The sequence below is a fragment of the Tenacibaculum sp. TB-53 genome, from assembly GCF_059716285.2.
The window spans coordinates 21,130-42,004 of record NZ_CM202790.1 but is presented as its reverse complement, the minus strand read 5'-3'; the positions used below and the strand labels follow the sequence as shown (position 1 = coordinate 42,004).

The 20,875-nt window shown below is 28.3% G+C and carries 18 protein-coding genes; 1 reads left to right on the top strand and 17 read right to left on the bottom strand.

Annotated elements, in window-relative coordinates; genetic code table 11:
* Positions 1–25: 25 nt before the first annotated feature.
* Positions 26–1,855, top strand: a complete 1,830-nt coding sequence (locus AC3VJB_RS00190; RefSeq protein ID WP_437823903.1) for an amino acid ABC transporter substrate-binding protein — start codon at positions 26–28, stop codon at positions 1,853–1,855.
* Between the two features lie 57 nt (positions 1,856–1,912).
* Here the strand turns inward: AC3VJB_RS00190 and rfbB are convergent, their stop codons facing one another.
* The 17 genes from rfbB to AC3VJB_RS00105 form a co-directional block, all read right to left on the bottom strand.
* Positions 1,913–2,959 carry a dTDP-glucose 4,6-dehydratase gene (gene rfbB / locus AC3VJB_RS00185; RefSeq protein ID WP_047790236.1) on the bottom strand — a complete coding sequence of 349 codons (1,047 nt, stop codon included), beginning with the start codon at positions 2,957–2,959 and terminating at the stop codon, positions 1,913–1,915.
* Between the two features lie 28 nt (positions 2,960–2,987).
* Positions 2,988–3,542, bottom strand: coding sequence for a dTDP-4-dehydrorhamnose 3,5-epimerase (rfbC, locus tag AC3VJB_RS00180; protein ID WP_047790237.1), 555 nt, complete (start codon positions 3,540–3,542; stop codon positions 2,988–2,990).
* Positions 3,542–4,420 carry a glucose-1-phosphate thymidylyltransferase RfbA gene (rfbA, locus tag AC3VJB_RS00175; protein WP_159494535.1) on the bottom strand — a complete coding sequence of 293 codons (879 nt, stop codon included), beginning with the start codon at positions 4,418–4,420 and terminating at the stop codon, positions 3,542–3,544. Before rfbA ends, rfbC begins: the two co-directional genes overlap by 1 nt.
* A gap of 577 nt (positions 4,421–4,997) precedes the next feature.
* A complete protein-coding gene (locus AC3VJB_RS00170) occupies positions 4,998–6,074 on the bottom strand; it encodes a glycosyltransferase family 4 protein (RefSeq protein ID WP_437823900.1) in 1,077 nt (358 codons plus the stop codon).
* Between the two features lie 620 nt (positions 6,075–6,694).
* Positions 6,695–7,522 carry a glycosyltransferase gene (locus AC3VJB_RS00165; protein WP_497666618.1) on the bottom strand — a complete coding sequence of 276 codons (828 nt, stop codon included), beginning with the start codon at positions 7,520–7,522 and terminating at the stop codon, positions 6,695–6,697.
* Positions 7,522–8,373: an ATP-grasp fold amidoligase family protein gene (locus AC3VJB_RS00160; RefSeq protein WP_497666617.1), complete on the bottom strand. Its 852-nt coding sequence runs from the start codon at positions 8,371–8,373 to the stop codon at positions 7,522–7,524. Before AC3VJB_RS00160 ends, AC3VJB_RS00165 begins: the two co-directional genes overlap by 1 nt.
* A gap of 9 nt (positions 8,374–8,382) precedes the next feature.
* Positions 8,383–9,270: a glycosyltransferase gene (locus AC3VJB_RS00155; RefSeq protein WP_497666616.1), complete on the bottom strand. Its 888-nt coding sequence runs from the start codon at positions 9,268–9,270 to the stop codon at positions 8,383–8,385.
* Positions 9,260–9,676 carry a hypothetical protein gene (locus tag AC3VJB_RS00150; protein WP_167714265.1) on the bottom strand — a complete coding sequence of 139 codons (417 nt, stop codon included), beginning with the start codon at positions 9,674–9,676 and terminating at the stop codon, positions 9,260–9,262. Before AC3VJB_RS00150 ends, AC3VJB_RS00155 begins: the two co-directional genes overlap by 11 nt.
* A 779-nt stretch (positions 9,677–10,455) precedes the next feature.
* Positions 10,456–11,766, bottom strand: coding sequence for a DUF7033 domain-containing protein (locus AC3VJB_RS00145; protein ID WP_497666615.1), 1,311 nt, complete (start codon positions 11,764–11,766; stop codon positions 10,456–10,458).
* Between the two features lie 11 nt (positions 11,767–11,777).
* Positions 11,778–12,266 carry an acyltransferase gene (locus tag AC3VJB_RS00140; protein WP_159494529.1) on the bottom strand — a complete coding sequence of 163 codons (489 nt, stop codon included), beginning with the start codon at positions 12,264–12,266 and terminating at the stop codon, positions 11,778–11,780.
* On the bottom strand, positions 12,239–13,420 hold the full coding sequence (locus tag AC3VJB_RS00135) for a hypothetical protein (protein WP_253680835.1): 1,182 nt from the start codon (positions 13,418–13,420) through the stop codon (positions 12,239–12,241). Before AC3VJB_RS00135 ends, AC3VJB_RS00140 begins: the two co-directional genes overlap by 28 nt.
* Positions 13,417–14,532 (bottom strand): CapA family protein, encoded by a 1,116-nt coding sequence (locus AC3VJB_RS00130; RefSeq protein ID WP_167714268.1) that lies wholly within the window; start codon positions 14,530–14,532, stop codon positions 13,417–13,419. The genes AC3VJB_RS00135 and AC3VJB_RS00130 overlap by 4 nt, the downstream gene beginning before the upstream one ends.
* The gene (locus AC3VJB_RS00125) at positions 14,529–15,794 is read right to left on the bottom strand and encodes an oligosaccharide flippase family protein (RefSeq protein ID WP_159494526.1); all 1,266 of its coding nucleotides are present in this window, start codon (positions 15,792–15,794) and stop codon (positions 14,529–14,531) included. Before AC3VJB_RS00125 ends, AC3VJB_RS00130 begins: the two co-directional genes overlap by 4 nt.
* A 19-nt stretch (positions 15,795–15,813) precedes the next feature.
* On the bottom strand, positions 15,814–16,782 hold the full coding sequence (locus tag AC3VJB_RS00120) for a Gfo/Idh/MocA family protein (RefSeq protein ID WP_497666614.1): 969 nt from the start codon (positions 16,780–16,782) through the stop codon (positions 15,814–15,816).
* 1 nt (position 16,783) lies between these two features.
* Positions 16,784–17,359, bottom strand: coding sequence for an acyltransferase (locus tag AC3VJB_RS00115; protein ID WP_159494524.1), 576 nt, complete (start codon positions 17,357–17,359; stop codon positions 16,784–16,786).
* Positions 17,360–17,382: 23 nt separating this feature from the next.
* Positions 17,383–18,453 (bottom strand): hypothetical protein, encoded by a 1,071-nt coding sequence (locus AC3VJB_RS00110; protein WP_159494523.1) that lies wholly within the window; start codon positions 18,451–18,453, stop codon positions 17,383–17,385.
* A gap of 5 nt (positions 18,454–18,458) precedes the next feature.
* Positions 18,459–20,816 carry an SLBB domain-containing protein gene (locus AC3VJB_RS00105; protein WP_437823893.1) on the bottom strand — a complete coding sequence of 786 codons (2,358 nt, stop codon included), beginning with the start codon at positions 20,814–20,816 and terminating at the stop codon, positions 18,459–18,461.
* Positions 20,817–20,875 lie beyond the last annotated feature (59 nt).

Here is a 20,875-nt window from a genome sequence, read left to right as displayed (position 1 = left end):
CACCATTAATATAAAAAAAGAGTAGATGAAGAAATTACAGTTTTTACTATTAGTTTGTGTTTTAACTTTTGCCGTTTCTTGTGGCCAGCAAAAACGTTATGTATCCTACAAAATTCAAGAAGGTGAAACGATGCGAGACATTGCGGATCGTTTAGACATAAAAACGAAAGATTTATTACGTTTAAACCCTGATGTCGGAAGACGTCCTGAAGCTAACACAGTAATTGTAATACCAAACCCTAAAATTAAAAATAGTACTTCTTCGTCTACTACCTCAGCTGAAGAAGAGGTAAATACTACCGATACCAATAATAACAAAGGTACGGCTATTGAAACTGAAGAAGATGATACTGTTTTTCAACAAACAGTTGTTGAGTATGAAACTCACGAAGTTCAAAAGGGAGAAACTGTGTATCGTATTACAAAACAATATGGTATAACAAAAGAGGATTTAATTAAATTTAACCCTGAGTACACCAATATTCAAAGTAATAATTTAAGTATTGGTCAGATATTAAAGGTTAAGGCTTTAGAAAAAACAGTTACTATTAATAAAAATGAAGTTTTAGAAAAATTCTTAACGCATACTGTTAAGAGTAAAGAAACTATGTATAGTTTAACTCGTTTTTACAATGTATCTAAAGAGGACTTACTACGCTTGAACCCAGAATATCCAGATTTGGCTGACAATAAATTATCAGTAGGTCAATTATTAAAAATAAAACCTATTGAAGAGGTTAGTAAAAGAGAAAACTATTCTTTTTACAAAGATTCTATTCAAGTTAACACATCTATTAATCTTGCTATTTTACTTCCTTTCAAGGCTGATGAATATAGTGAAAAATCAAATAAAGATATTTTTGATGACAACCCTTTAACTAATATGGTAACTGACTTCTATATGGGAGCAGAAGTTGCTATTGATTCTATAAAAAGACAAGGAGTTAAAGTAAATGTTAACGTTTTTGATACAGGAAATAGAGGAAAGAATGTAACCACAATTCTTGAAAATAAAAAATTAGAAAATACAGATGTAATTATTGGTCCTTTTTATTCTGATAAAGCAGAAGTTATTGCTCGTAATGTAAACTCTAAAGTCGTTTTTCCACACTACTCTAATAAACAAGATAAATTTTCTTCACCTAAGTTAATTAAGACAGCTCCTGAAAAAAACAGCTATCAGATATACTTAGCATCTTATTTAAAAGATAGTTATAAAGATCAAGAAATATTTATTGTCAGTGACGAAAAGAAAGACACAAATTCAAAAGTTTCTATAATTATATCTGAACTGAAAAAACATGATAGTATTAATAATATACATATCTTAAAGCCTGAAAAAGGCTATATAAAGAGAACGCGTTTTACAAGTAAGATGTCTTCTAAAAGACATAACTGGGTTATAATTGCTTCTGACGACAATGTAGTAGTTGCTGATGCTCTAAATAGTATGATTAGCTTACCTGACGAAACTAAAGTTCAGGTATTTGCTATTAGTAAAGGCAATGCTTACGATAAGATTGATAATAATAAACTTGCTAGTATAAATTTCACTTATGTTTCTAATACTTATTCAGACGAAAATGCCATAGAAACTAAAGATTTTAACAATAAATATTTACAAAAAAACAACACTATTCCTTCAGACTATGCTATTAAAGGTTTTGATATAACATATGATGTTTTAATGCGTTTGGCTTCAGGAAATGAACTTACAGACACCTTTAAAAAAGGTGTTTCTTTACGTGTTGAAAATAAATTTGACTACCATAAAAAGATGTTTGGGAGCAGTGGAAATCAAGGTTTATTTATTGTTAAATACAATGAAGATTTAAGTTTAAGTAGACTTAGATAAAATCTAATCTAAATTTTATAATACAAAAGCCAAAACTAAAAAGTTTTGGCTTTTGTATTACCCATACATTTCTTTGTAATATTTTTGGTACTCTCCACTTGTGACATTCTTAACCCAATCTTTATTTTTCAAATACCATTTAACTGTTTTTTCTATTCCTTCTTCAAATTGTAAAGAAGGTTTCCATCCTAGCTCATTCTTAAGCTTTGATGCGTCTATTGCATAACGAAAATCATGACCTGCTCTATCTTTAACGTGAGTGATAAGTTTTTCTGACGCTCCTTCATCTCTTCCAAGAAACTTATCTACTACTTTTATTAGAACTTTAATTAAATCAATATTTTTCCATTCATTAAGCCCTCCAATATTATACGTATCTCCAATTATCCCTTTATGAAAAATAACATCTATTGCTTTCGCATGATCTTCCACATATAACCAATCTCTTACATTTTCTCCTTTACCGTACACTGGTAAAGATTTGTTATTACAAATATTATTAATGAATAACGGAATTAATTTCTCAGGAAACTGATATGATCCGTAATTATTTGAACAGTTAGAAATTACGATTGGCAAACCATAGGTATTTTTGTATGCTCTTACAAAATGATCTGATGAAGCTTTGGATGCTGAATATGGTGATTGGGGATTATACGAAGTTTTTTCAGTAAAAAAACCATCATTTCCTAAGCTTCCATAAACCTCATCCGTAGAAATATGATAAAACAATTTTCCTTTAAAATTGTCTTTCCAACTATTTTTTGCTACTTCTAATAAATTTAAGGTTCCATAAACATTTGTTTTAACAAACGACAAAGGATCTGTAATAGAGCGATCTACATGCGATTCAGCTGCTAAATGAATAATTCCATCAATTGAATAGCTAGAAAACAATTTTTTCAATAAATCTTCATCGCAAATATCTCCTTTTACAAAGGTGTAGTTCGGTTGATGCTCAATGTCTTTTAAATTTTCTAGATTTCCTGCGTATGTTAACGCATCTAAATTTACTATGTGTTTGTTTGGGTATTTATTTACAAACAATCTTACCACATGAGAGCCTATAAAGCCAGCTCCTCCTGTAATTAATATATTCCTCATGAAAGTTTAGTATATAAACTCAAAGTTACTAATAAATAAACGGAGTTTTTAACTCTGTAAAAGTAGAAAGTTGTTGGTCTTTTGAAGAAAGTATTATATCTTCAGTATCAATTCTCCAATCAATATTCAATGTAGTATCATTCCAAATAATTCCTGAGTCATATTCAGGGGCATACCAATTATCTACTTTGTATGCAAAAACAGCTTCTTTGGATAAGGTTACAAATCCGTGTGCAAACCCTCTCGGTATAAATAGTTGTTTTTTATTTTCTTCAGATAATTCTAAGGTGATGTGCTTACTATAGGTAGGTGAATCTTTTCGAACATCTACAACTACATCTAATACTTTTCCTTGAATACATCGCACTAGCTTCGCTTGAGCAAAAGGTGGCTTTTGAAAATGTAATCCGCGTAGAACTCCATAAGTCGATTTCGACTCATTGTCTTGAACAAAATTTACATTTCCTATATTTTCTTTAAATTCTTTTTGATTGAAAGATTCAAAAAAATACCCTCTTTGATCTCCAAAAATTTTTGGTTCAATAACAACAACTTCAGGAATTTTAGTCTTCGTAAAAATCATTATTTCTCTTTTGCTAAGTTTAATAAATATTGTCCGTAGCTGTTTTTTTTCAAAGGTCCTGCTAAATTTCTGACTTGTTCCTTATTAATATACCCCATATAGAGCGCTATTTCTTCTATACATGCTACTTTTAAACCTTGACGTTTTTCAATGGTTTCAATAAATTGACTTGCTTCTAATAAAGAATCATGCGTCCCGGTATCTAACCAAGCAAAACCACGTCCCATCAATTCAACTTTTAGTTGTTCGTTTTCTAAATAATACTGGTTTACAGAGGTAATTTCCAATTCTCCTCTTTCTGATGGTTTTACATTTTTGGCTACTTGAATTACATCATTTGGATAGAAATACAAACCAACTACCGCATAATTAGATTTAGGAATCTCAGGTTTTTCAATAATAGAAATAGCATTTCCATTAACATCAAAATCTACCACTCCATAGCGTTCTGGGTCTTTTACATTGTAGCCAAAAACAGTGGCTTTATTTTTTTCTTTTATATTATCAATTGCAGATTGCAACATTTCAGGTAATCCATGGCCATAAAAAATATTATCTCCTAAAATAAGACAAACATCATCCTTCGCTATAAATTCTTCACCAATGATAAATGCTTGTGCTAATCCGTCAGGTGAAGGTTGTACTGCATAACTTAAGTGTATTCCTAAATCATTACCATCTCCTAATAATTTTTGAAAACTTGGAAGATCATCTGGTGTAGAGATAATTAATATTTCTCGAATACCAGCTAACATCAATACTGATAATGGATAATAAATCATCGGTTTATCATATACCGGAAGTAACTGCTTTGATACTCCTTTAGTAATTGGATATAATCGTGTTCCCGAACCTCCTGCTAATATAATACCCTTCATTTATTAAACGTTTAAAGTACGCTAATTTATAGAAAAAATAAAGCTCAGGAAAACCTGAGCTTTGAATTCTAAATTATTACTGTTTTTGCTACCATTTCCAGGCGGATAGTAAAGCCTCTTCTAATGTTTCTTGAGGCTTCCATCCTAAAACTTCATTCGCTTTAGTTGTATCTGCATATACATATGTAACAATGTATTACTCGATCAATTACACTCTCATTAAAAAAGCTATGTACTACTTTTTTATCTCTTAGGTATATTTAATAAAAGTTTGGTTTAACATTAGAAATCTCAGTTATTTGACCTAATACTTCAATTTTACTGTTTGATTACTCATCAATAATTATAACTTCAAAACTTTCGTTTTGTAGTTCTATAACTACATTAAATCCTATAAATCCTAAATTATTTGTTACGAGTATTTTTTGCGTTTATAAGAAATTTTTAATGTGTCTTTTAAAGTATAATATTTCAAGAGTAATTAAGTTTAGTGTAAAAGCATCTCTATTGTTGTAAAAGAAGCTTTTTTTTCTATAAAAACACACTTAAAATGGAGTCTGCTACTCTATTTAGAAAATTAGCGTTTTTTTTTTAAGTCATTAGACTCATTTTTTTTTAACAAATAAAAAATAGCTAAATAAAAAACCATTGATAATAAAACAAAAAACAATAATAAAATAAAACTATTAAATCTCATTGACAACAAATATATTATCAATGTAATAATCATGTTTATTATAACTATAAAAAATGTTGTTTTTTTATGAGTAAAACCTCTATCTATAAAAATATGGTGTACATGATTTCTATCTGCTATAAAAAAGCTTTTTTTATTTACAGTTCTAATAATAAAAACCCTTATAGTATCAAGAACAGGGATTGATATTATTGAAGTTATAATTATAGGTAAATTTTCAGGTAAAACTCCTATAGACCCAATTTCTTTTTGATATGATAGTATTTTTAATGCCAATACAGCTATTAGAAAGCCTATAATCATAGAACCGGTATCCCCCATAAATATCTTTTTCTTTTCAGATAAGTTATAAGTCAAAAAAGCTAGTAGTGTCCCTACGATAACCATACATAGAAAGAAATAATAATTCTGTTCTAAAAAGTAAAAAATAACAGCAAAAAATGTAAATATTGTTATTCCAACTGAAGAAGCTAAACCATCAATACCATCAATTAGGTTAAATGAATTTATTATAAAGAAAATTGAAAAATAAATAAAGAATAAGTAAAACCAATAATTTAATTCAGTTATTCCTAAAAAGCCTCCTAGAGACTCTATCAACAAATTATTATCACATACTAAAAAAGTTATGGCTAATATTTGGGCTATCGATTTTGTAGTAGCTGACAATGCTACTAAGTCGTCTTTCAAACCAATTATAAACAAAACAGTCAAGCTCACCATTAAGTTTAAACTTATTATATCTTCATCCCATTTTTTTAAAAAGAAAAAAGACAATATTATAGTTATAAAAAAAGCGACTCCTCCAAGTGTTGGTGTTACTCTTTTGTGAGAACTCCTTATATTAGGTTCATCTAGCAATTTCTTATGAAATACTACTTTAATTATTTTAGGTATAATACAATAGGTTACTAAAAAAGATCCTAACAAAAACATACCCAATAAGCCTAACAACATAATAGCATGGAATTTTTAACGCAAAATTAAGAAAGTTACTGGCATTAAAAAATTTATTATAGTTTTTATTTAACTTTGATACGCTCCATATGTTACTCTTTTAATCTAGTTTTTCATTTTCTAAATATCTTTTTACTATTTTTTCAATACCTTCCTAATTCACCTTTTAACTTCGATGAGTCAGTAACAATAATCGAGACCAACTCTATCTTTAACAAATGTAATTAACCATCTCTTATAATATTTCCTTTTCCTTAAATAGGAAAAGACTTATTATTACAAAATTATTAATAAACAAGCGGTATTAATATGTCTGGAAATTGATATGATTCATGATTATTAGAAACAATTAAATATCATAACCGACAAACCGAAAGCTGTTCAACATAACTTAATTGAATACATAACTCTCTTCCATTACCTAACAACATTTTGAATATTTGGCAAACCATTTAGGAGTGAAAATAATTAATACTTTTTATCACTACTTGCATCGACATAAATAACCGATGATATGTCATCGATTTAACATATACAGTAAATAACTGTCATGATACCACTCGTCAAGTTAAACCGGCATAACATTGTTCATTATCCCTCTACTAGTATGATTCTTTTTTTTAATTATTTAATTTTTTTCTAAGCTTGCTATTATAAATTTTTTCAACCAAAAATACTGGTAACAATCTAAACAATAATCTAAACAAAGGATATATCAACTTAAAACTAAAGCCATAGTTAGTTATAATTCCTTTGTAATATATTTTAAATTCTCCAATAGCTTTTTTATAACTTCTTCTTTTATAAAAATTATCTTGAACTCTCAGCTTTAATACTACATCTTTAATATTAGCAATTTCAATATTTTTATTTAATGCCCTAAACCACAAATCTACATCTTGGCTAAATTTATGGTTTGCATCGTACCTAAACCCCTTATTAAAAAAATCTTTTTTGAAACATACTGCTGGATGCGCAAATATTGATGCTTTATATATATATTTTTTGGCTTCTAAGATATTTTTAGGATATTCCCTTATCATTTTTACACCTTCAGTCTCAGAAAACTCTTCAATAGCTCCACCACTAATTAAAACTTTTGGATTAGCATTCATAAAACTTACCTGCTTAGATACTCTATTTAAATAACAAATATCATCGCTATCCATTCTAAACACAAAAGCTTCTTCTTCTAAGTTATCTATTAGCCTATTTAAAGTAAAAGCTAAACCTTTATTATTTTCATTTTTAATAACTTTATAAAAGAACTTAGAATTTTCATTGATATAGCTCTCTATTCCATTTGGCAATTCTCCATCTATTCCCAAGTAAATATGTATATTTTCAAAACCATAATCTTGATTAACTATAGTTTCTATAGCCTTTTGAAAATAAGTTAATTTATCTCCTTTATATACCGTTATTATAAATGCTACTTTTTGTTTCATTATAATTTGATATTAATCATATTACCGTACTCTAAATTTTTAGATTCTGGAGAAAAAACTCCAAAACCAGATTCTGGATGAAATGTTATTTCACCAAAATAAATTTCCTCTTCTATTTCATAAAAATCAACTCTCGCAAAAATAAAATTTTTAGAAATCTCATTAGACAACTGAAGCATTTTTTCTATTTTTTTTGGTCTAGAAACTTTTGTTCCTTTTTTATAATGATAGCTAAAATTTAATAATTTCCAATCAGAATCAAACATACTTCTAGTATGTTTTTCTTGTCTATCTATATCTACCTGTATAAATTTAACCTCCCCATTGAAACAATGAAATTTAAGATCATTAGGCACTTTATTGCTTTTTGTTTGCAATAGTTTTTCTACAACAATATGAGGTTCTATATTTTTGTACTGCCACTCTCTACCATTATAATAAAAGTTACTCTTTAGAGCAGTTATTAATTTCCTTCTAATTTCTTCCCAATTTTGTTTTGTTTTATCTTTAACAATAAAATAAGTACCACTATCGTGATTTGTTTTTATAATAAATGGATAGTCAGGTAAGTTATTAGGTGTAATATCCTCGACATTCTTTGTTGCTAACACTAATGGTATCAAGTATTCTTCACCTATTTTTTCTTTAATAAAGTCACGTACTTTTAATTTATCTGCACATAGCGTATGTAACGGTGTACGGTCATTTAATTTTAACCATTGAATTTTCTCGTTAAATGTTTTAGGTTTTTTTAAATTTAATATTTTTCTTAATTTAAGAAGATATTTGATTTTTATAAATAATGAGTCTGGAACAATTTTTAAAAAATTGTAAATTATTTTTTTAAGCATTTTTTATTATTAACGAATTCCTGTTACTAACTTATAAATTATATTTTTACTCTTATACAAGAAGCTATTATAATGAAACACAGCTGAAACTTTATCAGTAATAGTTGCTTTATTTTTAAACAGCATTGTAAAAAAATTACGATTATACCTGCTTGATTCTAATTTTATAATATTTTCAAGTCGTTTTATTTCATGTTGTTTAATTTTATCTCCAAACTCATTTAAAAATAACTGATACACCTTACGTCTTTTGTGGATTTTTTCTGTTCGGATATCAAATGGTAAAGAGATACCAACAGAGTTGTTTGCATGAATTCTATATTTTAGCACTATATTATTTATTACTATAATCTCTTCTGCAAAATTATCTATATGAAGTCCTGTCCACGCATCTTCGTTTGGTAACGAAATCGGTATTGGAAAAACTTCATTGGCTAATTCATTTGAAATCATCACTGCTCCTCCGCTATTATTCCCTTTTCTATTGTTTTTAGGAATAATAACTCCATCAAATTTTTTGTTTTTTGAAAAAGTAACAATTCTAGATTTTAAAGCTACTTTCTTGTTTTTTGATTGACTAATTGCAGTTACCCTACTATTTATAGAGTTTTCTGTTAATATATCATCCCCCCCAAAAAAACAGTAATAATCACCCTTAACCATTTCAAATCCTAAATTATAGGCATTGTTTTTTCCTTTCTTTGTATTTTTAAGTACAACTACTTTTTCCGATTCATATTTTTTAGCTATTTGGAAAGTGTTATCTTCTGACAAATCATCTATTACAACCAGTGTAGCATTTACGTTTTTTTGTAATAAAAAACTCTGAATGGCTTCATCAATATATTCTTGTTCATTGTATACAGCCATTAATACAACTGCTTTTTTATTGTTCATTTTCACTAATATCTTTTTGCTTATTATAACTTAAAATTGCACTAATGAATAGCCAATATGATGTAAATGTATATCCTCTCGCTGAAATCATTTCACCAAAAATAAATATAAAACCTGTCAAAAGTAATATTAAATATTGGTTAGGTCCCTTTATCGATTCTTTATATATTTTTAATAATGTTTTTAGTAATAAAACAACAAGTGTAATAAAAGGAATAAAACCAAATTGACGCCAAAAAGACAACATGTTGTGCATATAAGCTCCTGTATTTCCATAATTATCTCTCACTTCTCCTAGAAAATCTCCAAAAAACCAGTTTTCAGACAATGCAATCATTCCATTATCCAACATTTCATCTCTAGATGATAATGACTTATCTGAACCTGTAATAATAAACCCTATCATTCTATTATTTTTTAACTCTTCTAGATCGATATCATTTTTTATGATATACAAGCTTGTTAAAAAAAACAATGATGCTACGAGTAAAAAAAAGCTTTTTCTTCTAAGCAAAAACATATAGCACATATAAGAAAAAACAAATAGATAAAAGCTTGTTCTAGATAATAACGCAAATAACATAACTGAGCTAAAAAGAAAAGCTATAAACCTTATGTTTTCTTTTTTTATCAGGCTTAAAAACATAAATGCTAAAATGGCATAAGCATCTGCTATTTGTAAATAAATTTTTGCATTATCTAAAAACAAATAAAATCCTCGAGGATTTGTTATTGTATAAAATGACAAAATAAATGTAGACAAAAACCAAGAGAATTTAATACTTAAGTTAAATATTTTAGTTTTATAAAGGTTTTGAAGTTTTACTCCTATAAAAAACAAAGCCAAAGGCTTTATAATAGTATTTGATATTGTTTTGAGAAAGATAATGTTTCCCTGATCAGAGTAATTTTTTACATGAAAGTATAATACTAACTGATAGAAGGTTATATAAATAAATAAAGCTATTAAAAAATATAATGATATATCCTGTTTTAAGGTGTTAATTTTTTTTAATGTAAAAAACATTAAGAATGCTATCAATACTCCTAAAGCAAAAGAAATTAATGCCCCATTAACCCTAACACCTCCATGTACGTATTCAAAATACTTTAAGGTTGGGAGTATAAAAAAGGTATACACTAAAAAGAGTATAAGTAATTTGTTTATTATTTTATCTAAAAACATTATATCACCTGCTCTATTGATTTTTTAAATAATTGCATTAATTTTTTATTATATAAATTCGAATTGTGCCATAAGAACACAAAATCGCCCGAATATTTTTTTACAGTTTCAGATATCTTTTTTAAATCAATATTTATATTATTATCAATAATGGTTGTGTCCATAAAACACAATGTTTTTTCTTTAACTTTTAACTCTCTTCGAGTTAAAAAATCAAATAGTGGATATTCATAACAACATCCTGTTCTGAAACCTCCTTCTTTAGAGTAATACAAACTAGAGTCCCACTTCATATCGTTCTTATCCCAAAGAGCAGCTGTTTTAGGCACTTGATACCTTAAGTAATGCTGCCTCCCTACATTAATAGGAACCATTACATTCTCTTGCAAAGTATGTAACTCTTGCTGCCATATTTTTTCATTGATATGCGAATCATACCCAGGATGAAAACCAATTTTATGTCCTCTATTAAGAATGGCTGCTATTATTTTTTTTATCTTTTTGTTAGAAAGGTTGTAGCATCCGTCTAGTTTTTTATTAGATCCTGTCATTAAAAAAAAATAGGTGCTCAATTTTTTTTGGTCGTAAAAATTAAATAAAAAATCAAACGTATAGAAATTATCATTTTTATAATTAATCTTTGTTTTAATGAAATTCAGCAATAATTTAAAAAAATTGACAAAATCCAGTTTTAGTATTCTACCACCAAGTTTTCTAATAGCTTTTTTAGGAGTTGTCCAAGCAAAGGGGTAATCTAAATCATGTGTTACTATTAGATTGTAGTTTCTTTTTTTACGTTCCTTATTATAGCCTATACTAGTCAACATATTCCATAAGAGCTCTACATACTCATTTACTATTGGCCTATCTAAAAAGTTCTGTTTGTATGCTAATGATGAACTCCCAGGAAAACGCCCGTGATTATCTAGCTCCTCAACTACATATTCTTCCCATCTTGTAAGCATAAAAAAAGCACTCGCAAAAATATCAATATCACAAGTTATCGAGTTAGAATTCTTAGCTATGGTTGTTCCTCCATAAATAACTGGTAAATTATCTTCTGGGGTATATTCATTAGTAGCAAATTGTATAGTTATAGGAATATTATTTTTGTCTAAATAAGATAACTCTTGATGAAAGTTACTAAAAAAAGTATCTTTAATAACTATTAATTTATCTTCAACTTGAAGCAACCAATCATTATTTTGATGCTTCTCTACCGTATAATCGACACCTAAAAAAGTAGTAAAAAAAACATCAATGATATACATTCTTTCTTCTAAATTATTATTAGGAACAAAAACTTTCATATTACTATGGTTTATCTATTCTTTACTACTCTTGCAGGATTACCTACTACTACAGCATTTTCAGCTACATCTTTAGTTACTACACTTCCTGCTCCTATTACTGCTCCATTACCAATAGTTACTCCTTTTAGAATCGTTGCTCTTGCTCCAATCCAAACATCATTACCTATAATAACTGGCTTAGAAGTGTGCTTTTGTGCGTTCATTTTTTCTCCTCTATCCATTCCATGGTCTCTTCCCCAAATTATAGTTTTAGGACCAATCATTACATCATCTCCTATGGTAATATCTCCTAAAAAATGACAAAAGGCATTACAGTAAAAATTATCTCCTATAGTAATCTTAGGTGTACCATTTAATCTGCAATACGGTTCTATCGTCGCTTTTCCCTTAAAAACCACTGAATAAAACACTGTATTATTATGTATGATTACTTTTTTTCTTCTTAAAAGAATTCTTTTAACTAGGAGTGCTATTTTATTTTTAAAGCTTTTAGGCATCTTGACAAAATAAATTTTACGGTTGCAAATTGGTCAAATATAAAGGGTTTTAAATCTTTAACATCATAAAGAGCTAAAGAGTTTACCTCTCCTTTAAACACATTGTTCTTAAAATGCTTAAAATATTTTTTTCTAAAAAGTAAGTTAGTTATTTCGTGTTTCAAATAAATAAAATGAATATTTCCATTTAAGTTTTGAGTATAGCTTTCTATCTTATTATTAGTTGCATCTAGGTATTGTGTATATTGCAAATACACACCTGTAAGGTTACCTAACCTATGCCACATCATTGATCGAAGATTAATTTCCATTAATTTATATTGACCGTCTCTTTCATCATATTTAAACTCAGGTTGTGCTATACCATATAGATTTAAAACTTTTAACAATTCACGACCTTGTTTTCTTACAATTTCTGGAGCTGAATTTACAGCACTAGAAAAAACACCAAATTCATCTGGGTATTGTGTTAGTTTTTTACCAACCCATTCATTTAATATTTTTCCTTCTTTACTTCTATAAGCTGTATATGCATATATATTAGTATCATCACCTGGTATAAATTCAGAAAAAATCAAACTAACATTGTCGTTCAATAAGCTGGTAATTAACTCTAAACTATTATCAAAATCTTGCTTGCTTGCTAAATATAAGTTTCTAAATATTTTTTTTGTATCCGAATATCTCTTAGCAGGTTTCACCAATAATGGGAACATTATATATTGTAGTTCTTTTAAATTTTCTTTTTTATTTACAACTATACTTTTAGGATAGGGTATATTATAATCTTTACAAAATTTATATTGATAATTTTTGTCTAAGCATGAAATTATATTTTCTTTATTAAAAGGTATAAAGCAAAAGCTTTTTATATCTTCATAAATTTCGTGTAAATTTTCTATTTGAATATCATCGGTAGGATAAATAACAATATAATCACATTGTTCTTTTAACTCAAAAATAGCTTCTTTAAGGCTATTAGCTTCCTTGCTAATTATTTTAAAACACTCTAATTTTTTACTTTTAGTTGCTAATGAATTAGAATAAGAAAATAAGGCTATATTTTCTACCTTTTTTTCATATAACTCAGACACTATAGAATAGCCATTTACATAACCTCCTAATATTAAATTGTATGTTTTTTTACTTGTCATAATCTTTTTTTAACCTTTTTCAAAAAAGCCTTAATTCCTAATTGCCTTAAATAAAAAAACATAATTTGAGTGCGCCATAAAATAATACTTAATAAAGTGTTATTCTTTTCTAAAAAAATATAAATTCCTTTAGGTAATTTATACAAAAAAGTTAAAAATTTAAATTTAAACTTACTCAATAATTGAGGGACTCCTTTTTGCTCTTTAATACACACTTCATTATCTTCTTGATATACAAAAACATGACTAAGTTCTTTAACCTCTGTATCAAAAGACACTATGATGGATTTTCTATTAACATTCTTCCATTTTTTATAAGTAGGTTTAAAAACACTGTGATATTGTCTTGTTTGATAATCACACTTAAAATCTTTATGTGGATAATATATTTTTGTCGGTGGCTTTATATGAAAGTTAGGAAAAATAAAATTACCTAAAGACATATATGCTTTTTTTCCATTAAATTCAACTACTCCTTGGAACCTGTGAGAATGCATCCCTATTATCATTGCTACTTTTTCATTCCTTAACAAATCTTTAGCTAATAGAATGTCTTCATACTTTGGTAATGAAACATGCTCTCTTCCCCAATGAAAAAAAAGTATTGCTTTCTTTCCTTCCTCCAAATTTGATAAGTCATCAATAATGTTTTGATAATTTAGAGGATTAATCCCTGGAGTATTTTTATCTGCTATTTGTATTTGATTAAGGTATTTTTTTCCATAATCACAATATCCTAAAATACAATAATCTTTATCTAGTTTTTGATTTAGTTTTGCTTCATTAATATTTAAACCAGCACCAAAATATTTAATATTAAATTTCTTTAAATTTTCTAATGTATCAACAATGCCTTCGTTTCCCTTATCTTGAATATGGTTATTTGATAAATTAACCATATTAACTCCCATTTCTCTAAGTTTCATAGTTGCACTTGAATTTGTGAACAGTGTACACTTATCTAATTCAATATCGTTATCACTAATAGGGTGTTCTAAATTCACAACCCTAAAATCTGCATTATTAAATGATGATACCTTAATAATTTTTTTTGCAGATTTTTTTTGTAAATCTCCCCCCAAAAAAACGTCACCAGTAAAACTTATTTTCATAATTTCCCTTTTATTGATATTCTTCTGACACAATAAAGTAATAATAGATAATGTAAAAAAGTTATAAATGCTATCCAAATTAAAGATTTTTCAAATGAAAAATTCAAGTAACTGGAAAGAGATAGTATAGATATAAATATAACTAATAAAACAAATTGCCATAATAATGAAAATATTTGCTGTTCAAAAACATTTACTATGTTACTTAAAGTTCCTACTATAAACCTAATATAAAACATTGGTATTAATATCTTTGCATAGTATCCTGCAATACGCCACTCTTCACCAAAAACAAATGCAAATAATTCTTCTACAATAAAAAATAATATTAAAAAGAAAGGAGTACCAATCAGTAATAACTTTTTTAATGTTCTTTTAAACACCTTTTCAGCTTTTCCTGTAGTGTGTTTTTCTTTGGTCGCTTCTTGAAAAAACACTTGTCCTATAGCACCCCCAATAAGTGTAGAGGGCATCGCAAGTACCCTACCTACTAATGAGTAAAACCCTAAAGTGGTGATAGAATAAAGGGTTGAAATGAGTATTTCTGTTAATTTGAAAGACAATGTATTACATAAAACTGCCCACATTGAAAACTTAGGGAACCTTTCATAACGCTTAGCTACTCGCTTAATTTTGTCTTTATGTATGCTTGCTAATAATTTTTTATTATCTGAAATATTACTAATCAATTTTATATTGGCAAATAATTGTGATGCTATTTGCCCAGTAATTAGCCCAAGAGCTCCTTTCTTCACCAGTCCAAGACAAACTTGTAATACTGATAGAATAACCGATTTTATAACTTTAGCTTTCGCTAAATCTTTATATTTTTTTATTCTGTTATTATAGTAATTTAGCATATTAAAAAGCCCTATAAAAAAGACTGTTAACGGAACAAAATAAAGCCAAAAACCTATTTCTTTATTATCTAATAAACTAACAAAATAGTCTTTAAAAAAAATTACGACTCCAAATAAAGTAACGGATAAAAAAGTTACAATAAGTACACCTAGCGCAAAAATATTAATAGCTTCTTCATCATCTTCAGGTAACATAACTGCCAACTCATATCTTCCGTTGGCAATAGAACCAAAAATAGTCGTTATTGCTAAAAATAAGGTTAATACGCCAAAATCTTCAGGGGTATAAATTCTTGTAAGTATTGGACTAATTGCTACAGGAATTGCTTGTGCAATAGTAGTTCCCGTCATCAAGGTTAGTACATTTTTTGCAAACTCTGATTTTGGTAAAATGTTTTTCAATTTTTTTTTGATATTAAACCTAAAGCTTAAAAGGATGCTTCGCCAAGTTCTTTTGTGCAAAAGGATGGTATTCTCCTTTTAATCCAATAGGTTCTGAATTTCTAATTTTATGTACTATCTCAATTGCTTGCCTTGCATCTTCTAGTCCATATCCATTTCCGTTTAATATTCCTTTATAAACTCTTGTATGTAAATCAGTAAACCCTCCAGAAAACTCTAGTTCTTCTCCTTCAATTGTAATTGATCTATATGTTCTTTGTCCTTTTGCTTTTATTTCTTCTGGTAGAACATCATAATTTATTGATAAAAACCAACGAACTCTTGCTCTTTCAAATTCTAAATAACCTGCCGCTCTATCATGAGTATGAATGTTAACTACATTAGTTTTAACTTCACCAAATATATACGAAAGCATGTCGTAAAAATGTACTCCAATATTGGTTGCTATCCCTCCTGATTTTGTAATATCTCCCTTCCATGAAGTATAGTACCAATTTCCTCTTGAAGTAAGGTAGGTTAAATCTACATCAAAAATTTTGTCTTTAGGAGCTGCTTCTATTTTTTTCTTTAAATCTATAATGCTTTGATGTACCCTTAATTGTAATATATTATATACTCTTTGACCTGTTTCTTGTTCCATTTTCTGGAGCGCATCTAAATTCCATGGATTTAACACTAAAGGTTTTTCACAAATAGCATCTGCTCCTCTTCGGAGAGCCATTCTAATATGAGAATCGTGAAGGTAGTTTGGTGTACAAATACTTACATAATCTAAGTTAATTCCTTCATCATATTTTAACTTTTCTAAATGTCGATCAAATCGTTCTGTCTCAACAAAAAACGCCGCATCTGGAAAATAGCTATCCATTATACCTACACTATCAAATTTATCAAGTGCTGCCAAAAGGTTGTTATTAGTATCTTTAATAGCTTTTAAATGTCTTGGTGCGATATATCCAGACGCCCCAATTAGTGAAAAGTTCTTCATTTTATTTAATTCTTGTTACTGTACTATTTATTAATTTGTATTCTTGTAAACTTTCTTTACAAGTAGCTATACCTTTTTCATTAAAAATTAATCGGTGGCCGTATTCACTAACCCAACCAATTTGTCTAGAAGGATTTCCAACAACTAATGCAAAATCTGGTACTTCCTTAGTAACTACAGATCCTGCACCTATAAAAGCATATTCTCCAATATCATTACCACATACTATGGTTGCATTTGCTCCAATACTTGCTCCTTTTTTTACCGTAGTTCTCATATACTGTGATCTTCTATTTATAGCGCTTCTCGGGTTAATAACGTTAGTAAACACCATTGATGGTCCTAAAAAAACATCATCCTCGCAAATAACTCCTGTATAAATAGAAACATTGTTTTGTACTTTAACATTATTTCCTAAAATAACTTTTGGTGACACTACTACATTTTGACCAATATTACAATGATTTCCTATTTCGCAATAATCCATGATATGAGAAAAATGCCAAATTTTTGTATCTACCCCTATTTCACTTAAACTACTTATCACAGCTGTTTGGTGAGCAAAAAAATGTTCCATAATTTTACAGTACTAATTTAAAATTACACTAATTGACTACTTATTAGGCTCTCTTTAATTTTTTTATACTCTATTTTCACAAAAAAATAACCTACAGAAAATATAGTACATAAAACAAATCCTATGATTAAGATTATCAATCTACTCATACCTGTTTTAAAAGTAGGTGTAAAGATAGGTTCTATTACAATAAAGGTAGGTGTTTGTTGGTTAATCTCTAGTTTAGCGGACTCTAATTCTTTTTCTAATTGAGAATAAATTTCAAATGAAAGATTATACTTTGAGCGTAAATCAAGCAACTTTATTTTAGATTTAGATGTCCCTAAGAAGGAGTTTCTATCTTCAAAACTAGCTAACTGGAGTTGATCTTTTTTAAACTCTTTTTCTTTTTCTTTATATCTCTCTTCTATGAATTCTAGTTCTTTTTTTGCTTTAGCTATTTTTAGCTTTATTATTTCCTTTTTCAGTATTTGTGTAGAGTAATAAACTAGCTCTGATGCTGTTTCAGGAACTTCAGAAGTTGCTCCTAAAGTAATAATGTTTTCATCTTCATTATACTTCAAATAAATTGATTTTAATAAACTTTTAAACATTACCATCTCATTTTTTGAATATTGTACAATTCCAAGCTCATCAGTATAATTATGTTCTTCTCTTTCTTCCTTCTTAAACAATGAGACTAAAAACGATTTAACTTTATTAGTAATTGATTTTGATTTATATTTTAAAAAATAATCTCTATATATTATTTTTTTAACCTTTCCTTCTACCTCTAAAGTAATCGACTGTTTAGATAATTCATTAAGAAAAGGTTTGCTTTTTATTATTTCAGAATATAAAATAGGAGTAATTTCTTCTCCTCCAGATTTATTAGCAGCACCTAAACCAGCGAATGAAGCTAGACTTCCTAGCTTTGAAGCTAAATTACTAGACTGTGTAACTTGTGGTACAAAAACAATTTTAGACTGATAATTCTTTGTATAAATAAAAAATGTGTAGACCACAACAACTATAAAAAGCATGAACGTATTCTTTAAAAGCTTCTTTTTATGTTTATTAACTTTAAAAAAGAAATCTATCAATTCTTTATTCATCTATTCTATTTTTTCTCCGTTAACGTTTTTACCAATACTCCTAATGTTGCTAACCCTGTAGTAATAGCTATTACTTGTTGGGTTGTAACTTTATTTGTTACCTCAGGCTTTTTAGGTACTAAAATAACTGCTCCTGGTTTTACATCTGGATATGATTTAAAGAATAAAAACCTCTTTGTTGTTCTAATATCTCCATTTGCATACACTATATATGCTCTACTCTTTTTCGCATTTTCAGAAAAACCTCCAGAGTTTTCTATATAATGTTTAAATGATTTCCCTTTTTCATATCTCACCAATGATGGTGACAATACCTCTCCTTCAACCTTTACGGTTTGTCTTTCAGAAGGAATAAATAACTCATCTCCTTCTTCTAAAATTATATCATATTTTGACTTTTTTCCTCCTGAGGCTAATATTTTTTGTAACTCTATTCCAATCTTAAAATCTTTCTTCTTTTTTATACGCTGTTCAACATTACTAGATAATGAATCTCTTTGGGCAAAGTCAGCTATAAAGTCTGATTGCTTTTCATCTTCCTCTTCATTGTTCTTTCTTGTTAAAAAAGCACCTTCTACATAAGCGTATTTTGTTAAACCTCCAGCTTGTTCTATTAAATCAGAAATTCTTTGATTTTTTTGACCAATTGAATATTCCCCTTCAAAATTAACTTCTCCTGTGATAGTTACTCTTTTTTGTTCAGTATATCCTTTTAAATATCTTACAGAAACAATATCAAACGGTTTTAGTACAAAATTATCTAAATGATCAGTACCTAGATTTTTACTTGCACTTAAATCAAAATTTTCACTAACCGTTTCAAAACTTCCATCTTTCAGTCTTCTAGATACATCAATCATGCTTGCATCCGCTCCATCTTTCAATCCTCCCGCTAATACTATTAAATCCTCAACACGCATTCCTTTCATGTAATCAAATTCCCCTTCTTTATTCACTGCTCCATTAATTGTGATGAACTCTTTTTCTTTCAATTCTTCTTTCGTGAAAATGTAAATACTATCACTTTCTTTTAAGAGTATATGTTCTTTATTTTCCATTGCCTTTCTTGGAGAGAAAGATAGCGTTTCCTTATCACTCTTATCATGTGTTCTTACAATAATACCTCTATCTAAAAAGGCTTCTTTGGTTACCCCTTCAGCTTTTAGTAACAAGTTAGAAGCAGTCATTCCTTCTTTATATTCGTAGTTACCAGGCTGAAAAACAGCCCCACCAATACTAACTCTATTCAAAAACTCGTCTACTATTTCATTTACTTTGATATAATCTCCGTCTTTTATTTTAACTAAATCAAAATTATCTTTTGAAACCTCTACAATCTCTTTTTGAACCCCTTTAATTCTCTCTATAACAACTTTTTGTCTATATGCATTTGAGGTAAAACCACTACAATAATTTAATAAGTCTTTTACACTTTCTTCAGTTTTCATCTCAAAAATACCTGGTCTTTTAACGGCTCCTTCAATAGTAATTTTACTTTCATAAGGTTTTACTATTATAACATCTTGATCTTGAACCGTTATGTTTCCTTCTTCTGAACCATTTACTAAAAACTGATAAAAATCAAAATCAGCTTCCTTCACTCCTCTCCTAAAAAGCTGGATCCTTCTGAAAGTACCATTCTTTGTTGGTCCTCCTGCTGCATATAAAGCATTTAATACTGTGGATAAAGCACTAATTGAATATGACCCTGGGACCTTCACTTCTCCTACAATATTCACTTGAACATTTCTTACTTCTTTTATAGAAACAGCTATATTTACTTTATTATAACTACTAGAAGAAGCTCCTATTCCTGCATAGATTCTTTTTAGGTAATTTTTTATTTTAGATTTTGCAGCACTAACTGGTAATCCTATTAATTGAATATAACCAACACCTTCTACATTTATTGCTCCTTGTTTGTTTACTTTTTTCTCATAATTTACCTCTGCAGCACCCCAAAGATCAATTGAAACTACATCTCCCGCTCCTATTATATAATTCTCTGGTGTAGCTATATTTAAATTTGGTGTAAACGAAATATTTGGATTATTAAAAAAGTCATATCCGAAGAGTTCTTCTTTTTTTTCTTCCTTTTTTTCTTCTTCTCCTGTTAACCCAAAAAGAAGTTGAGTACTATCTACTTCTTCTTGTAGTTCTTCTTCATTTTCCTCTTTTTTATTTAGTGGTTTACTTTTAAGCGTCTCTATTCTTGCTCTAAGCTTTTGAGCTTGTAATTCGGACATTCCTCTTGTTTTTGCTATTGCTAAAGCCTGATCTAGAGTATATCCTTCTTCTTTTATTTTTTCCCAGTACTTAGTTACTTGTTCATCAGATAAATCATCAACTTCTATTTGACTCATTTGATTCTGAATATTTTGGGCTTGTCCCTCAGCACTAGCTAACACCAAAAAAGTAGCTA

What these genes read in the sequence shown, in the direction of transcription:
- AC3VJB_RS00190 (WP_437823903.1), top strand. Translation starts at nt 26, where the DNA reads ATGAAGAAATTACAGTTTTTACTATTAGTTTGTGTTTTAACTTTTGCC.
- rfbB (WP_047790236.1), bottom strand. Translation starts at nt 2,959, where the DNA reads ATGAGGAATATATTAATTACAGGAGGAGCTGGCTTTATAGGCTCTCAT.
- rfbC (WP_047790237.1), bottom strand. Translation starts at nt 3,542, where the DNA reads ATGATTTTTACGAAGACTAAAATTCCTGAAGTTGTTGTTATTGAACCA.
- rfbA (WP_159494535.1), bottom strand. Translation starts at nt 4,420, where the DNA reads ATGAAGGGTATTATATTAGCAGGAGGTTCGGGAACACGATTATATCCA.
- AC3VJB_RS00170 (WP_437823900.1), bottom strand. Translation starts at nt 6,074, where the DNA reads ATGTTGTTAGGCTTATTGGGTATGTTTTTGTTAGGATCTTTTTTAGTA.
- AC3VJB_RS00165 (WP_497666618.1), bottom strand. Translation starts at nt 7,522, where the DNA reads ATGAAACAAAAAGTAGCATTTATAATAACGGTATATAAAGGAGATAAA.
- AC3VJB_RS00160 (WP_497666617.1), bottom strand. Translation starts at nt 8,373, where the DNA reads ATGCTTAAAAAAATAATTTACAATTTTTTAAAAATTGTTCCAGACTCA.
- AC3VJB_RS00155 (WP_497666616.1), bottom strand. Translation starts at nt 9,270, where the DNA reads ATGAACAATAAAAAAGCAGTTGTATTAATGGCTGTATACAATGAACAA.
- AC3VJB_RS00150 (WP_167714265.1), bottom strand. Translation starts at nt 9,676, where the DNA reads ATGATAGGGTTTATTATTACAGGTTCAGATAAGTCATTATCATCTAGA.
- AC3VJB_RS00145 (WP_497666615.1), bottom strand. Translation starts at nt 11,766, where the DNA reads ATGAAAGTTTTTGTTCCTAATAATAATTTAGAAGAAAGAATGTATATC.
- AC3VJB_RS00140 (WP_159494529.1), bottom strand. Translation starts at nt 12,266, where the DNA reads ATGCCTAAAAGCTTTAAAAATAAAATAGCACTCCTAGTTAAAAGAATT.
- AC3VJB_RS00135 (WP_253680835.1), bottom strand. Translation starts at nt 13,420, where the DNA reads ATGACAAGTAAAAAAACATACAATTTAATATTAGGAGGTTATGTAAAT.
- AC3VJB_RS00130 (WP_167714268.1), bottom strand. Translation starts at nt 14,532, where the DNA reads ATGAAAATAAGTTTTACTGGTGACGTTTTTTTGGGGGGAGATTTACAA.
- AC3VJB_RS00120 (WP_497666614.1), bottom strand. Translation starts at nt 16,782, where the DNA reads ATGAAGAACTTTTCACTAATTGGGGCGTCTGGATATATCGCACCAAGA.
- AC3VJB_RS00115 (WP_159494524.1), bottom strand. Translation starts at nt 17,359, where the DNA reads ATGGAACATTTTTTTGCTCACCAAACAGCTGTGATAAGTAGTTTAAGT.
- AC3VJB_RS00110 (WP_159494523.1), bottom strand. Translation starts at nt 18,453, where the DNA reads ATGAATAAAGAATTGATAGATTTCTTTTTTAAAGTTAATAAACATAAA.
- AC3VJB_RS00105 (WP_437823893.1), bottom strand. Translation starts at nt 20,816, where the DNA reads ATGAGTCAAATAGAAGTTGATGATTTATCTGATGAACAAGTAACTAAG.